The organism is Spirosoma profusum, assembly GCF_014699005.1.
Lineage (GTDB): Bacteria > Bacteroidota > Bacteroidia > Cytophagales > Spirosomataceae > Spirosoma > Spirosoma profusum.
The window spans coordinates 39,240-54,750 of sequence record NZ_JACWZY010000029.1; the positions used below are offsets into that span (position 1 = coordinate 39,240).

The 15,511-nt window shown below is 45.5% G+C and carries 12 protein-coding genes; 5 read left to right on the plus strand and 7 right to left on the minus strand.

Going from position 1 to position 15,511, the window contains the following annotated elements; translation table 11 throughout:
- Positions 1 to 64: 64 nt before the first annotated feature.
- Both IC229_RS26465 and IC229_RS26470 read right to left on the minus strand, forming a co-directional pair.
- Positions 65 to 1,741 carry a sensor histidine kinase gene (locus IC229_RS26465; RefSeq protein ID WP_190890612.1) on the minus strand — a complete coding sequence of 559 codons (1,677 nt, stop codon included), beginning with the start codon at positions 1,739 to 1,741 and terminating at the stop codon, positions 65 to 67.
- A 150-nt stretch (positions 1,742 to 1,891) separates the two neighbouring features.
- Entirely contained in the window at positions 1,892 to 2,530 is a 639-nt protein-coding gene (locus IC229_RS26470; RefSeq protein WP_190890614.1) for a deoxynucleoside kinase, read from the minus strand.
- A 243-nt stretch (positions 2,531 to 2,773) separates the two neighbouring features.
- On the opposite strand from IC229_RS26470, the gene trhO reads away from it, so the two are divergent.
- A complete protein-coding gene (gene trhO, locus IC229_RS26475; RefSeq protein ID WP_190890616.1) occupies positions 2,774 to 3,745 on the plus strand; it encodes an oxygen-dependent tRNA uridine(34) hydroxylase TrhO in 972 nt (323 codons plus the stop codon).
- Here trhO and IC229_RS26480 read toward each other — a convergent pair.
- The 3 genes from IC229_RS26480 to IC229_RS26490 form a co-directional block, all read right to left on the minus strand.
- Positions 3,740 to 4,945, minus strand: coding sequence for a threonine synthase (locus IC229_RS26480; protein WP_190890617.1), 1,206 nt, complete (start codon positions 4,943 to 4,945; stop codon positions 3,740 to 3,742). The two genes, trhO and IC229_RS26480, sit on opposite strands and share 6 nt — an antisense overlap.
- A 64-nt stretch (positions 4,946 to 5,009) precedes the next feature.
- Positions 5,010 to 5,915 (minus strand): LysR substrate-binding domain-containing protein, encoded by a 906-nt coding sequence (locus IC229_RS26485; RefSeq protein ID WP_190890619.1) that lies wholly within the window; start codon positions 5,913 to 5,915, stop codon positions 5,010 to 5,012.
- Between the two features lie 158 nt (positions 5,916 to 6,073).
- A complete protein-coding gene (locus IC229_RS26490; protein WP_190890621.1) occupies positions 6,074 to 7,057 on the minus strand; it encodes a phytanoyl-CoA dioxygenase family protein in 984 nt (327 codons plus the stop codon).
- 256 nt (positions 7,058 to 7,313) lie between these two features.
- On the opposite strand from IC229_RS26490, the gene IC229_RS26495 reads away from it, so the two are divergent.
- The 3 genes from IC229_RS26495 to IC229_RS26505 all read left to right on the plus strand — a co-directional run bounded on the left by IC229_RS26495 (position 7,314) and on the right by IC229_RS26505 (position 12,277).
- Positions 7,314 to 9,677 (plus strand): ABC transporter permease, encoded by a 2,364-nt coding sequence (locus tag IC229_RS26495; protein ID WP_190890623.1) that lies wholly within the window; start codon positions 7,314 to 7,316, stop codon positions 9,675 to 9,677.
- A gap of 171 nt (positions 9,678 to 9,848) precedes the next feature.
- Entirely contained in the window at positions 9,849 to 10,625 is a 777-nt protein-coding gene (gene surE, locus IC229_RS26500; protein WP_190890625.1) for a 5'/3'-nucleotidase SurE, read from the plus strand.
- A 95-nt stretch (positions 10,626 to 10,720) separates the two neighbouring features.
- Positions 10,721 to 12,277, plus strand: coding sequence for a GH3 family domain-containing protein (locus IC229_RS26505; protein ID WP_190890627.1), 1,557 nt, complete (start codon positions 10,721 to 10,723; stop codon positions 12,275 to 12,277).
- A 48-nt stretch (positions 12,278 to 12,325) separates the two neighbouring features.
- On the opposite strand, the gene IC229_RS26510 is transcribed toward IC229_RS26505, so the two are convergent.
- Together IC229_RS26510 and IC229_RS26515 are read right to left on the minus strand one after the other, a co-directional pair.
- Positions 12,326 to 12,964 (minus strand): LysE family translocator, encoded by a 639-nt coding sequence (locus tag IC229_RS26510; RefSeq protein WP_190890628.1) that lies wholly within the window; start codon positions 12,962 to 12,964, stop codon positions 12,326 to 12,328.
- Positions 12,965 to 13,136: 172 nt separating this feature from the next.
- The gene (locus tag IC229_RS26515) at positions 13,137 to 13,685 is read right to left on the minus strand and encodes an NUDIX domain-containing protein (protein WP_190890630.1); all 549 of its coding nucleotides are present in this window, start codon (positions 13,683 to 13,685) and stop codon (positions 13,137 to 13,139) included.
- A 258-nt stretch (positions 13,686 to 13,943) separates the two neighbouring features.
- Here IC229_RS26515 and IC229_RS26520 point away from each other — a divergent pair, with 258 nt between their 5' ends.
- Positions 13,944 to 15,503, plus strand: coding sequence for a M28 family metallopeptidase (locus IC229_RS26520; RefSeq protein WP_190890632.1), 1,560 nt, complete (start codon positions 13,944 to 13,946; stop codon positions 15,501 to 15,503).
- The last annotated feature ends 8 nt before the right edge of the window (positions 15,504 to 15,511 follow it).

Here is a 15,511-nt window from a genome sequence, read left to right on the forward strand (position 1 = left end):
GACGTTAAGATCCTTCCTTCGTCAGGATGACAAAAAACCAGTCAAAGTGTGAAGAATTTCAGTATTAAGAAATAACAACGTTGCGTGATTCGAAAACTGGTAAGAAAACTTTAAACGTTGAACCAACTCCCGGTTGACTGGTAACATCAATGGCGCCCCCGTAGCTTTCGGCAACCCGTTGGCAGATAGCAAGACCAATGCCCGTACCACCATACGATTTTGCGTCATGCAATCGCTGAAACGGGTGAAAAATCTTGTCTTTGTATTTTTCGTCGAATCCGATACCATTATCAGCCACCGTAATGAGCCAGAAGGCATTAGATCGTTGTTGGAGTGATTCGGGTAACTCGTTCGACTGCGCTCGTTTCGAGCGAATCGTAATGACAGGAGTTGAGTCAGTCTGTCCAAATTTCAGCGCATTCGCCACCAGATTTTGCAACAGTTGACGTAGTCGCGTGGCACTACCGGGCAACGTAGGTAGGGCGCCTATATCGATAATGGCTTTCTTCTCGGCGATGGCCACTTCCAGGTCGCTGATTACATCCGTAATGACACTTGACAGATTCACCGGAACCGGAACATCGCGATTGGTAGCTAATTGGGAATACATCAGCAAATCTTTCACCAGCATCTGCATCCGCTGGGCTGATTTCTGGATACGACGTACCATATCGCGTTCACCATCGGCCAGATTATCTACAAACTGGTTCTGAAGTACGTCGCTGAATGTCTGGATCTTACGCAGTGGCTCCTGCAAATCGTGGCTGGCAATTTGAGCAAACTGGCGGAGATTATCGTTGCTTTGCCGGAGTTCGGTATTGCTACGTCGCAACTCTTCAGACTGGTGTTGTATCTGTAAGTTCGCGTTTTTACGGTCGGTGATATCCAATTGCAAAATTATCAGTCCATCGTCCTGTTTCACCGCTGATACGTCGAACCACTTATCGATATTATTCTGCGAATAAGCAAGTTCAGTACGAAACAGGGTACCCGTTTCCAGCGTTTTCACCAATTCCCCAAATAAATCTGTCTTTTGGTAATCTGGATAAATCTTGTCTAAATGCTGGCCAATCAGTTCATCCAATGACCTACCCAGCAGATCAACCGTTAGTTTACTGGCTGATAAAATCTGAAAATCAAGAACTTCATTATCTTCACTACGTATCGCGCTCACCATAACCATGCTGATTGGCATACTCTCCAGCACGACTTCGAGGGCTTTGCTACGTTGTCGGGCCAGGGCTTCCTGCTGGCGGCTGGTCTGCACTGCCTGCTGGAGTGCCTCCGTACGATCAGCTATTAACTTTTCTAACTCCTCCTGCTGACGATGACTTTCGGTAATGTCGATCACCGTTCCAATAAAGCGATGAGCTCGTCCCGTTTCATCGAAAAACGCCCGACCATTCGCCCGAATCCAGCGAAGCTGGTGATCTTCAAGGCCAATTGTACGATAGTTGATGTCGTAACGCCCGGTGCTTCCTGGCCGTAGCGCTTCCTGAACCACCTGATCTGTGATCTCCCGATCGTCAGGATGCAGGCCACTTAGAAATACATCGTAGTCGATTTTAGCATCGGGGGGCAGGCCGAACAGCGCCTTACATCGGCTATCCCACATAAGCACGCTCGTAATCGGATCAAAATCCCAGGTGCCAACCTGAGCAGCTTCGATAATGAGTTTTAACCGTTCCGACTCCTCGGAAGCACTCCTGGATAAGTTAATTGGTAGCTGCGTTTCGTTCACTTGACTGAATACCCTTTGCCCTCGTTAATCAATCTTCCAATACTAACTATAAATCAACATTGCGGTTTATGGTTGACACCATTCGCAAAATACGTATTCAACACATCAGAAGCATTATTTTATCCTTAAAAAGCTTACAAATTGAACTGACTAACGTGTTAGTTTTGCGTCAATCTGTTGAAGAATTGCATCAAAATCAGACGGGTGTGTTACGTAATCCAACGTATCAACGTTTAGAATCAAGAGTGGGCCAAGTTGATACGTTGTCACAAATTCTTCGTAAAGCTGGTTGAGATCCGCCAGATACGTATCACTGATGGCCTGTTCGTAGTTACGCCCTCGCTTCTGTATACGCTGACGTAGTCGGGGCAAGCTGGCCCGCAGGTAAATCATCAGGTCGGGGGGACGTACCAGGCTCATCATGTTTTCGAACACCTGCCGATACGTCAGGTAATCGCGCTCGCTCATGTCGCCACGCTGGTAGAGATTTCGGGCGAAGATGGCCGCATCCTCATAAATGGTACGATCCTGAATCATCGGCGTCGGTTCAATAGCCTTTTCTCTCGAAACCTGCTGGTTGTCGACGATTTTTTTCATCTGCGCAAAGCGACTATTCAGAAAAAATATTTGCAGATTAAATGACCACCGGCGCATGTCGGCATAAAAATCCGCGAGGTAGGGATTTCCTTCAACCGCTTCATACAGTACGTCCCACTTGTAATGAGCAGCCATCATTTGGGCGAGTGTCGTTTTACCAGCGCCAATATTTCCCGTTATAGCGATATGCATACTTAAAGAGTGAATGAGTGCATGAGCGAAACCGGGCCGCCGGAGCGGAGCAAATAGCTAGTGCAAGCAATCTTTCCCTTATTCACTCTTTGACTAACGACTGACGACTATCGACTGTTTTAGTTTAATTTTGTAATTAGAATTTTGCAATTAGAGATCTCTAATTGCAAAATTCTAATTACAAAGGAGATGTCGAGCGGCCTTGTTCGCACTTTCACTCTTTGGCTCTTTCGCTCTTTTATTATGAAACCGTACCGCGTTCTTTTATACTATATCTATTCGCCCATCGAATATCCGGAGCAATACCGGGAAGAGCATCATCTGCTTTGCCTGCGCCTGAATCTGCTCGGACGTATCATCGTTGCTCCCGAAGGTCTCAACGGAACCGTTTCGGGCCTGACTGCCGATTGCGAGGTCTATATGGATACGCTACGTAATGACCCGCGTTTTGCCGGTATTGAGTTTAAAGTAGATGAATCAGATGGGCATGCGTTTCAGAAATTACACGTGCGTGTGAAACCCGAAATTGTCCATTCAGATTTACCGGTCAATCCACTGGAACAAACCGGTATTCACCTTGAACCGGAGGAATTTCGGCAACTCAAAAATGATCCAGACGTAGTGCTGGTTGATATGCGCTCGAATTATGAGCACTCGGTCGGTAAATTTAAAGGGGCCGTTACGTTCGACATGGAAAACCTGCGCGAACTCCCCGATCATATTGCTGAGATAGAACATCTGAAAGGTTCCGGCAAGAAAATCATTACGTATTGCACAGGCGGTATCAAATGCGAAAAAGCGTCAGCCTATCTATTAAAGCAGGGTTTTGAAAATGTGTACCAGCTTCACGGCGGCATCATCAAATACGGTATAGAAGCTGGTGGTGAAGATTTCGACGGCGAATGCTACGTATTCGACAACCGCGTAACGGTGCCCGTCAACCACGTAAACCCGGCTATTGTATCGACTTGTTACCGTTGTGGTACGGCTACGAGTCGGATGATAAATTGCGCCAGTCCAACCTGTAATAACCACATTACAATGTGCGAAGCCTGCGGTCTGGAGCATGGAGGAACCTGTACCGACGAATGCAAAAACGACCCGAATCTCCGTGAATATGACGGGACGGGTTACTATGGGAAAGTAACTCAGAATTACTCACCGCTACTTGGTTTTAAAACCCGGCAAGGCCAGAAAACGGAAGTGAACTTATAAACTCCGCTCCCACTTTCCTTTGATATTGTCCAGGTATTTCTGCCCAGACCCCGTATTGAGCAACAGTATATGATCGTCTGGACGTAGCCAGCCCAGACGTAGCAATTTCTTCGTGGCGGCCCAGATAGCTCCACCTTCGGGTGCAACAAAAACGCCTTCATGGCGGCAAAGTTCGCTCACGCCTTCCAGCATGTCATCTTCCGATACGGATATGGCTGTACCGCTGGACTCCAGCAACGTATTGAGAATGAGCGGTTCGCCAATCGGGCGAGGGACAGCTAATCCGTTAGCCACGGTGGGTCGGCCAACGTATTGCTTACTATTTACCTGCTCACCCTGCCACGAAGCAACAATAGGCGCACACTGCTCGGCCTGAACGGCAACCATGCGTGGAAGTGCTACGTTACCAGGAAGCCACCCCAACGCTTTCATTTCGTGAAAGGCTTTCCAGATACCTATCAGGCCCGTACCTCCGCCGGTTGGATACATGATCACGTCGGGCAATTGCCAGTTTAACTGTTCCGCGATTTCAAAGCCCATCGTTTTCTTTCCCTCTAGCCGGTAAGGTTCCTTCAACGTCGATACGTCGAAATAAGCGTCATACTGATTGATTTCCTGGACTTTAGCGACACAATCGTTAATCAATCCATCGACTTCAATCAATTGGGCCCCGTACCCGATGCATTCTTCTTTGAACGCATCCGGAGTATGACGCGGCATTACGACAACTGCTTCCAGTCCCGCCCGAGCGCAATAAGCTGCCATCGCCACCCCCGCATTTCCCGCCGTTGGAATAATGCAGGCCCGTTCGCCGTTTTCCTTCGCTTTGGATATAGCCATACATAACCCTCTGGCTTTAAATGAACCTGTTGGATTAAGCCCTTCGTCTTTTAGTGTAATATGGTTCAGATTGTATCTACTTGCCAGTCGATTGAGTGTAAGAATGGGCGTGTAACCCTCCCCTAAACTAACCTGGTTTTGCGGTTGGATAACGGGTAGCAGTTCCTCATAACGCCACATCGATTTGGGACGGGCCTGTAAATCAGACAGGAGCACGCTGCCTACGTCAAGAACGTACTGGCAAAGTAGAGGAGCCTGGCAACATGTCGACAAGGTCTTTCGGCCACATGGGTCGTGAACGATTCCGCATCTCGAACAATGCAGATTTCCTAAAAGTGATGAAGTGATGGTAAGATTCATGGTTGTATTTTTCCCGAAAAGTCCCGGTTATCAACGCATGAAGCAAATACCGTTTTGAGATGAGTTATTCCCTTTGGGAATAGTGACGTTGTGTAAATTGAATAAAAGTACTCACCAATTTATTGTTCTCAGTACCCTTTCGCTGGATAAAATAGAACGTTCGCCGAAGCTTCAGATCATGGATGGGCACTTCAACTAACTCGCCAGTTGCCAGTTCTTTGAGAATGGCCCGCTTGGGGAGAAAGGCCAGACAGGTATCGGCCAGTACAAAATTTTTCAACGCTTCCGTTCCGCCCAGCCGAATCAAAATACGTAACGAAGCCAGATTAACGCCCTGTCGCTCCAGGGCATCTTCAACCACGGCCAATGTTCCAGAACCATTCTCCCGCAAAGCCAGTGGAATAGTTGGCAAATCCGTTACTGTCAGCGTCCGGCCACTTAATGGGCTTTTGGTTGAACAAACGGCCAATACGTCGTCAGTCATAAACGGCGTGTAGGTTAGCGTGTTAACCTGCTTCATAACTTCCACAATACCAACGTCGATATGGTGTTCCAGTAAGGCATTTTGAATATTGTTCGAATTGCGATTCAGTACGTTGACCTGGATATGACTGTATCGTCGCAGATAAGCCGAAAGAACAGGGGGCAATACATATAAACTTATGGTTGTGCTGGCTCCTACGGCAAGCTTGGTGGGCGGCAAAAAGTTTTCGTTAAGTTGCTGAATCTCCTGGTGTAAGTCCTCCTGCAACTGACTCGCATCCAGCAACTTATTATACAATGCTTTCCCGGCTGCGGTTAAACTAATAGTCGTACCATGCCGTTCAAACAAGCCCGTTTTGTAGAAATACTCCAGCGATTTAACGTGTTTGCTGATGGCCGACTGGCTCAGGAATAATGTCTGACTAGCTTTTGTAAAACTCAGCAAACGAGCCACCTCAAGAAAAATTTGATGCCGAGTTGATAGCATAATCCGTCAAAGATATTTGTTTCTGACAAGTATTAAAGAGCGAAATCGGACCGCCGAAGCGGAGTGAAATGAGTGAAAGAACGAAAGTACTTGCTGGACGCTTATATGCCGGTTGGCTTTCACTCATTCACTCCGCTTCGGCGGTCCGATTTCGCTCTTTAAACTTCCCAGCTATCCAATCCCAGCAATTTGCGGCCCAGCGGAGAAAGTTCGGCGGTTAGGTAACGCTCTTTTTCCCAGTTGCGGGGATCGCCGGGAAACGCGTACCCTTCGGGAGCCTGCCGGTCGCGCCAGGACGTAACACGCCACTGACGTAACGCTTCGTTTTCTTCCTGAGCGGGCATCATCGAAATATACTGAGCAATACGTACCTTGTCTTTCGACAAGTTCGGTCGGATACCGTGCGGCTGGGTGCTGTTGAAAATCAACAGGTCTCCCGCTTCCATTTTCACTTTGTCGAATTCAAATCCCGTTGTGTCTGGCTTGAATCGATTGCGGTCGGCGGGTTGGGTTAATTTCCATGTATCATAGGTACGATATAGCTCAGGAATGCACTGAAAACCACCCATATTTTCGTCATTCTGGTCGGCCAATGCCACTACGCCCTGCACGTTTTGCGGGCGTGTTTCAGGGTCGTAATCCCAGTGAATAAATCCCTTAAATTCATGGTCGGGACGTACCGGAAAATTCAGGTTGGCCCGGTCGATGGTCACCCACAGTTTTTCGGTTCCCCAGATGTCTACAAATGCGTCGTACACACGCGGGTATTGCCGGTTATCCCATTCGTACTGATGGTTATAGAGTTCTACCATGCCGCTGTTAGTCAGCTCTTTCATCTGGATTTCAGCCCGAGGTGGCGCATACCAGGTGGTGGGATCGTTAGGGTCTTTTTCCTCAAACTCCCACAGAAAATCAGCCAATCGTTTGGCCTGCTCTTTAGGAACAGCCTGCTTAATAATGATGTAACCATTATGTTTCCAAAACTGCCAGTCTTCTTCCGATAATAAACGTAGCGGTTTGTTATTTGAGCGGTCGTTTAGGCTAATTTTGCTACTTGTAGCCGTCGAAGGATTTCCTGGAATATCTTTGTGGGCATTATCAGGAATCATGGTCGGAGCCATCGTAGGTTGCTTCATTTCCATAGGTTTAGAGGGTTTCGTCTAGTTAAACAAAGTTAGTCGAACGTAGCAGACCATTTATATACCAATACGTATCCGTTTAGATTTTATTTATTTTACTACGAAGTGTTTGGTTGAACGTAATAGATATGAGTCCCTACCATTTATAAACAATTTCGGCCACACTTCATAAAATCAATCTTTCTGAACTAAATGAGCACTAGATTTTAAGGAAGATATTGCTCCGTTTTTTATTCTTAAACAACTTCACTATACCGCTATGCTATTCAACTACCTCAAAATTGCCTGGAGAAATCTTCTAAAACACAAGCTTTTTTCATTCATTAATATAATTGGTCTGAGCCTGGCTATTCCCTCGGCCTTGATGGGATTGATTCAGATTGTAAATTATTATGAATTCGATAAGACTCACAAGGATGGCGAGCGAATAATACGTTTAATAACTGACGAAAAACAGGTTGATGGCAAAATTACAAATTGGGCATCAAGTCCAGTTCCTTTAGCTAACTATGTTAAAGACAATATTGTAGGAATTGAAAATTCTACAACAGTAATTAGAGATTCTCGTTGGGTATTAAGCAATGGTATTAAAACCAAAAATCTGAATACAATTTATACCGATCAATCATTTTTTGAGTTATTTAATTTCCCCTTATCTATCGGGTCGTACCCTACTACTCCTAACACAATTGTTTTAACTCACGAAACTGCCCAATGGTTCTTCAGAGATGCCAATCCGATTGGGAGTATTTTGGAAAATCCAAAATATGGGAGTTTTAAAATTGTTGGGGTGCTAAAACCTTTCAATGGTGAAAAAACGCAGTTCAAAACAGATGTATTTATACCTCTGACTGATTATCAAAATAACAATAGAAGAACCAGTGACTGGTCATCACTAATTGCCCATACATTTATAAAGGTTGCAAAGGGGAGCGAACCCAGCGGGCTTACTAAACAATTAGAAAATACGTCGACACAAATCAATAAATTGCTTGAAACGGATTCCAGTAGAAAAAGCCTGCATTTCAAAGCCCAATTCCTCGCTGATATCTCCCCGTCGAAAGATATTTTAGAAAACGACCCTTACGTTCAGGACATTAGAAGTATTGCGTTGAATTTTGGGTTTCAATTGATTATTATTTTACTCGCATCCTTAAACTACATCAATCTGACACTTGCACGGGCAATCAATAGAGGCCGTGAGGTAGGTGTAAGAAAAGTAGCTGGCGCAACAAAATCTCAGCTTGTTCTTCAATTTCTGATCGAGTCGATTTTGATTTCCTATATAGCACTCGGTATTGGTTTATTATTACTATGGTTTATAAAGAGTCAGATTCATGTTTCCTGGATCACCTGGGATATTGATCACTGGGGCTATCTGCTTCTATTATTTTTCCTTCTCAATCTATTTCTGGGATTAATTGCGGGGATATCTCCTAGTCTTATTTTATCTTCTTATCAGCCTGTAAAAGTATTAAAGGGAGCTATTTCCCCAGCGAGTTTTGGTAAAATAGGTTTCCGAAAAACCTTAATTATTGTTCAATTTGTGATCGCGTTGGTCTACATTTTTTTTATTGGACATGCTTACCATCAAATAACGTATATGGCTAATGACAATGAAAACTTTCATCGTAATGATATACTCAACATAAATCTACCGAATAGTAAATACCAACCCCTTGTTGCTGATATCAGTACCTTAAAAGATGTACAAAGCGTAGGGTATACATCGCTTAGTTTTGGCAATATGCCTACACAGGTAAGTATAAAAAATGCAAAAAATTTATCACCAAATTCAGCATTTTACTATGCAGTAGATAATAGCTTTATCGAAAGTATGGGTTTAAAATTTGTTGCAGGGAAAAATCTAGTCAACAGCAGTTCAGAACAACCATCTCCTCTGGTCGTGGTAAATCAAAAGACTGTTGAAAAATTAAATCTCGGTACAGATCAGGAAGCGATTGGAAAACTTATCTTTCTTAAAGATTCTATTCCAGCGACAATTATAGGAGTCGTTAGCAATTTTTGTCACTATGATTATGAAAAAAAAATTGAGCCAGTTATTTTTCAGTACCAGCCTTCATTATTTAAAGTAATGTGCATAAGGGCAAGTTCCGTACGTGATCGTGACTTATTAGAAACGTCAATAAAAAGTCTTTGGGCAAAACACAATCCATATCTGGAGATGAATACGGTGTGGCTTGATTCCGACCTATATGAACGCTATTACCCTTACGAAGACATGCAGTTTATGGGTATGGAGAGTATAGTTATTTTCGTCATTGCTATATTAGGGTTGATTGGTATTCTTATTTACAGTTTAGAAAAACGAACCAAAGAAATTGGTATAAGAAAAGTAGTTGGCGCCACTACGTTCGAAGTAATAAAATTGATGTCCAATGATTTTATTAAATTACTAGCAATTGCCACAATTATAGCCATCCCATTAGGAATAGCTATAGGATACTTCATGAATAGTTTTTTTATTTTCAACAATGGAATAGGTTATTTAATACTGTCCTTTTTATTGGCAATCGTTATTGGAGTTGCCATTGGAGCCGTGGGATTTTTTTCATGGAAAGCAGCTCAAACCAATCCAGCCAGAATACTGAAGGCCGAATAATAACCATTGTCATCTTCCCTAGCGGGTAGTGTGAACACAAATTTCATCTACGCCTTCCCGCGAATTGCGTAGTATTGCAAAGAAAAGTTGTTCGTCGATAGTCGTCAATCAATAACAATTAGAAGTTAGACGACTGTTGACTAGCGACTGACGACTATCGACTAATTTTTTATGTCTGATCAGAAACCCCTGATTTTAGTTACGAATGATGATGGTATTACCGCCCATGGCATTCGAACGCTCGTAGCGTTGATGCAGCAACTGGGTACGGTGGTAGTCGTTGCCCCCAACAGCCCTCAGTCGGGTATGGGGCACGCCATCACGATTGCCAATCCAATACGGCTCTATCCCTCTGATATTTACAGCGATATTCCCGCCTATGAATGCTCCGGCACGCCGGCTGATTGTGTGAAATTAGCCAAACATCACGTGCTCAAAGACCGCGCCCCTGATTTGGTGGTAAGTGGTATCAACCACGGCAGTAATTCGTCAATAAGCATTCTCTATTCAGGTACGATGTCGGCGGCTATTGAAGCAGCCATCGAAGGCATTCCTGCCATTGGTTTTTCGCTGAGCGATTTCACGCGGCAACCTGATTTTTCGCATACGCACGAACATATTCTGTCCATTACCCGTAATGTATTGGAACAGGGTATAAAACCCGGAACGGCGCTGAACGTAAATTTTCCGGCTCGGGCTGCTGAACCACTGCAAGGTATTCGCATCTGTCGGCAGGCCAACGCCAAGTGGCAGGAAGTATTCGACGAACGACGCGACCCGCATGGCCGCCGTTATTTCTGGCTGGCCGGTGATTTCGTTAATTTCGACGCTCACGCCGAAGACACCGACGAATATGCTCTGGCAAACAATTATACATCTGTTGTCCCCTGTCAATACGACCTGACCGCCTACAGCATGATAGACGAATTGAAAAACTGGAAACTGTAATTATTAATGATGAATGATGAGTGATAAATGATGAATGGAATTCCATAGCTCCAGCCGTCATTCATCATTCATCATTCATAATTCATCATTCAAACATGGCTCTCTTAGGCAGTTTGCTTAAAAACGGAATTCGGCTGACGAACGCCGTCCGATTGCGGAAAGCGTCTCCTGTTCGTCAACAACGTAAAGCATTCCGTAAACTAATTCAGAAAGCACAGTTTACGGATTTTGGAACAACGTATCGTTTCAATGATTTACTACGTGCCGTCGAGTTTGGCACCGAACAGGAATACTACGAAAAATATAAAGAGTTCGTCCCCATCCATGATTACAATAAGATGTTTGAGGGTTGGTGGAAACGGACCCTGGCCAACGAACGTAACGTTACGTGGCCAGGTCGGGTAAAATATTTCGCGCTTAGTTCGGGAACCTCCGAAGCGGCCTCCAAGTACATTCCGGTTACCAAAGCGATGTACAAAGCCATTCAGCGCACGGGTGTCCGGCAAATTCTGACACTGGGCAAATACCAGAATCTCCCCCCAACCCTCTACGAAAAGGGATGCCTGATGCTCGGCGGCAGTACTGACCTCAACGCCCGCGAAGGCCACTACGAAGGCGATTTGAGTGGCATTACAGCCAGCAAAATTCCCCTTTGGTTCGAGCGATTTTACAAACCCGGCCGCGACATTGCTCAGGAGAAGGATTGGGCCTTAAAACTGGATGAAATTACGGAACAGGCAGCTAGCTGGGACATTGGTTACGTAGTGGGGGTTCCGGCCTGGATTCAGTTGCTGATGGAGAAAATCATTGCCCGTTATAATGTTAAAACCATCCATGACATCTGGCCGAATCTAATGGTGTTTTGCCATGGAGGGGTATCGTTCGAACCGTATCGGGCAGGTTTTGAGAAGCTTCTCGCCCACCCTATTACGTATATCGAGACGTATCTGGCTTCCGAAGGATTTATCGCCTACCAAACCCATCCGAATGCTGAAGGGATGCAACTGGTACTCAACAACGGGCTGTTTTTTGAATTCATCCCATTCAACGACCGTAACTTCTCACCCGATGGTGAAGTTACAGAAAGCCCTGAAACACTGATGATTGACAACGTCGAAGAAGGCAAGGAATATGCTCTTCTCCTGTCGACCTGCTCAGGCGCCTGGCGTTATCTGATTGGCGATACGATTCGATTCGTGGATAAAAAACGGGCAGAAATTGTCATCACGGGACGTACCAAACATTTCCTGAGCCTTTGTGGTGAACATCTTTCCGTCGACAACATGAACAAGGCCATCGAATTGGTTTCTGATGAATTGGGCATTTCAATACGTGAATTTACGGTAGCGGGAGTTTCGCATGATACGTTGTTTGCGCACAATTGGTATATCGGAACCGACGACAAAGTAGATGCCAAGGATCTGCGCAACCGCATCGACGCCAAACTCAAGGAATTGAATGACGATTATGCCGTTGAACGTCGACACGCGCTGAAAGAAATTACGGTGACGGTACTACCCGTCAAAACATTCTACGACTGGATGAAATCGCGCGGCAAAATGGGTGGACAAAACAAATTCCCGAGAGTATTGAAGAAAGGGTTGATTCTGGAGTGGAATAATTTTTTAAAGAGTGAAAGCGCGAAAGAATGAAAGTGCCTGCCGGATGGCTATCGCTCTTTCACTCTTTGGCGCTTTGAATTACCAATTCATTGCTTTCGACAGTGGCTCCAGCAAGCGGTTGTAGGCGATGTTGGCGGCTCCGATGAGGAAAACTACTCCCGTGGTGCGGTTGAAGATTTTAACGACGCGGGGCGTGAATAAACGTTTCAGTCGATTGGCGTAATAAGCCAGCGTGTTTTCGGTAACGAAAATACCTACTAAAGCCATTATCATAAAGGCATATTGCTGTACGTCGGAATAATGCAGATGCGAACGAATGTAGGCTACAATAGCTACCCAGGCTACAAAATTGACCGGATTGAGAGCGTTCAGAAAAAAACCTGTTGTGAAATAGTATACGAAATTACCAAAGCTGGTTTTAGGGTATGCGAGCCGGGGCGTTCCTTTCGTGATATTCACGATACCGAGAGCCACCAGAAAAATGACCCCGACAACGGCCATAATATTTTCAAAACCCTGAACCTTAGGAATGAATGATGTGCCGATCAGAGCTGCTATGACGAAAATAATATCGCCGGCAATAACACCCAGCACCATCTTAAAGCCCGACCAAAATCCATTATCAACACTATTCTGAATCAGCGCAAAGAACACCGTTCCAAACGTCAGGCAAAGCGCAACTCCGAGTAAAAAACCAAAGAGAATAGGTAAAAACACAGGATAGTAAAGTTCTAAAATTGTAAGGTTGTAGTGTTATAAAGTCATAGTATTGTCAGTCGTACGGTTAAGGGTGTTGTCTAAATAGATCATGACAACCTATCACTTCACAACTGTACAACCTTTTAACTTTAAAACACTACAACCTTACAACTATATAACATTATAACTGTTAGATGCCCCGTAATCGAGCAACTTTCAACAGGCCGCTAACACTCAGAGAGTCAGTAATTTGACTCTTCATTACCATCTCGACAGCTTCGGATAAAGGAAGCTTCCAGACCCGTAGATCTTCAGTTTCTTCGGGAGCGTGCTCGCCCTGTTCCAGTCCTTCGGCAATGTACAGAAATCCTTCTTCGTCGGTGGCCGAGTTGGACGTGTGTATACGGGCAATTTTTGTCCAGGTTCGGGCTTCCAGGCCCGTTTCTTCCTTCAACTCACGTTTGGCCGATTCGAGTGGATCAGTGCCAAGGGGTGAGCCGCCTTCCGGAATTTCCCACGAATACTCGTTTAATGGGTAGCGGTATTGTCCGACTAGGTACGTATTTCCCTCATCATCAAGCGGAATTACGCCTATAGCCTTATTTTTAAAGCTGACAACACCGTAAATTCCGGGAGTTCCAGCGGGAGTCACTACGTCCTCGTGGCGAATAGCCAGCCACGGATTTTCGTATTTGACCGATGAATTCAGTGTCTGCCAGGGGTTTTCGGTTGTGTTCATACGGTCGGAAGTTTCCGCAGAAAATTCCTTATTAAATAAATTGTTACGTTCCATCGAAAGCGATCTTACTCTTTCAGAACTGCAAAGTTAGCCGCTTTCGGGGATACGTAACGATCTTACTCTTTTTGGATTTTTCGAATAGACGCAATTGTATTCAAAATACACTTAATTGAATTTTAATCAGAAGAGACATCTGATACGTTCGTTGCTCTGCATCCATCGGTTATCTTCGAGTTCTTCCCCAATTAACTTAAATACATGCACAACAAACTATTCTTAACTTATCTGTTCGTGGTCAGTGCGCTGCTCGCGAATGGTCAGGATGAAAAACTGGATATAGCTACAATCCAGAAAATCAGGGCTGAAGGTCTGCAACGTTCGCAGGTCATGGAAACCGCTTTTTTCTTAACCGATGTAAACGGCCCTCGCTTACAGGGACCTGGATTTATGAAAGCCGCCAATTGGGCGAAAGATAAGCTTTCTGGCTGGGGACTTCAGAATTCCCGTCTGGAGTCCTGGGGCGAATGGGGCAAAGGCTGGGCGGTTGAGCGGTGCTATCTGTCCATGACAGCTCCCTATTACAAGTCCATCATTGCGGTGCCCCGAGCCTGGAGCGGTAGTACCAACAAATTGCAATCGGCCGAGGTGCTTTACATCAGTTCCAGCGATACGACTGCGTTGGAAAGCTATCGGAACAAGTTGAAAAACAAGGTTATTCTGATCGAGCAATCGTACAAAATTCCGCCTACTTTTAAGGCCGATGCTGCACGTTTTACCGACGAAGAGTTGCAGAAAATGGCTAACGAAGCGGCACCCAGTCAGCGGGCAGATAGCGATACTACGTTCCGAAGCCGGATACGGGCCATGCGTACCCAGAACGCCTTTAATCAGAAAATGAGGAAATTAGCCAAACAGGAAGGCGCTGTTGGTATGCTCAGTACCACCCAGAACAGCATCGACGGTACGTTATTCGTGAGTGGTGATTATGCGAATGCCGCACTGGGCGCTACGCCCGACGATCTGGCCGATGTGAACATTGCCGTTGAGGATTATTTAACACTTTGCCGATTGATGAAAGCCGGTGTGCCGGTAAAACTGGATGTTGACGTAAAAACGAAATTTTTCACCGACGATACCAAAGGATATAACGTATTAGCCGAAATTCCAGGCACTGACCCTAAGCTGAAAGACGAAGTCGTGATGCTGGGCGCCCACTTCGATTCGTGGCATGCTGCAACAGGCGCCACCGATAATGCCGCCGGGAGCGCAGTAATGATGGAAGCCGTTCGGATTCTGAAAACCATCGGTGTCAGTCCGCGACGTACCATTCGGATTGCGCTGTGGAGTGGTGAAGAACAAGGTTTACACGGCTCGAAAAACTACGTCAACAATCATCTCGTTGACAAATCGAACAAGTTGACGAAGGAAGGTGACAACATTGCGGCTTACTTCAACGTCGATAACGGAACGGGGAAAATCCGGGGTGTTTACTTGCAGGGTAATCAGGCGGTTGGCCCCATTTTCGCCCAATGGCTGAAACCGTTTAATGACTTGGGTGCAACAACCATTACGCCACGTAACACGGGTGGCACTGACCACCTTTCGTTCGACCGCATAGGTTTACCGGGATTCCAGTTCATCCAGGACCCGATTGAATATAGCACGCGAACTCACCACACCAACATGGACACCTACGACCATCTGCAACCCGACGACCTGAAACAGGCGGCTACAGTTGTGGCCAGTTTCGTGTACAACGCGGCCATGCGCGACGAAAAACTGCCTCGTAAAGCAGCGACCGCTCAGGCCGCGCGGTAATTGTTTTT

Excerpts from the sequence above, each read along its gene's own strand:
- IC229_RS26485 (WP_190890619.1), bottom strand. The coding sequence starts at position 5,915 with ATGCTATCAACTCGGCATCAAATTTTTCTTGAGGTGGCTCGTTTGCTG.
- IC229_RS26520 (WP_190890632.1), top strand. The coding sequence starts at position 13,944 with ATGCACAACAAACTATTCTTAACTTATCTGTTCGTGGTCAGTGCGCTG.
- IC229_RS26495 (WP_190890623.1), top strand. The coding sequence starts at position 7,314 with ATGCTATTCAACTACCTCAAAATTGCCTGGAGAAATCTTCTAAAACAC.
- trhO (WP_190890616.1), top strand. The coding sequence starts at position 2,774 with ATGAAACCGTACCGCGTTCTTTTATACTATATCTATTCGCCCATCGAA.
- IC229_RS26490 (WP_190890621.1), bottom strand. The coding sequence starts at position 7,057 with ATGGAAATGAAGCAACCTACGATGGCTCCGACCATGATTCCTGATAAT.
- IC229_RS26470 (WP_190890614.1), bottom strand. The coding sequence starts at position 2,530 with ATGCATATCGCTATAACGGGAAATATTGGCGCTGGTAAAACGACACTC.
- IC229_RS26515 (WP_190890630.1), bottom strand. The coding sequence starts at position 13,685 with ATGAACACAACCGAAAACCCCTGGCAGACACTGAATTCATCGGTCAAA.
- IC229_RS26480 (WP_190890617.1), bottom strand. The coding sequence starts at position 4,945 with ATGAATCTTACCATCACTTCATCACTTTTAGGAAATCTGCATTGTTCG.
- surE (WP_190890625.1), top strand. The coding sequence starts at position 9,849 with ATGTCTGATCAGAAACCCCTGATTTTAGTTACGAATGATGATGGTATT.
- IC229_RS26505 (WP_190890627.1), top strand. The coding sequence starts at position 10,721 with ATGGCTCTCTTAGGCAGTTTGCTTAAAAACGGAATTCGGCTGACGAAC.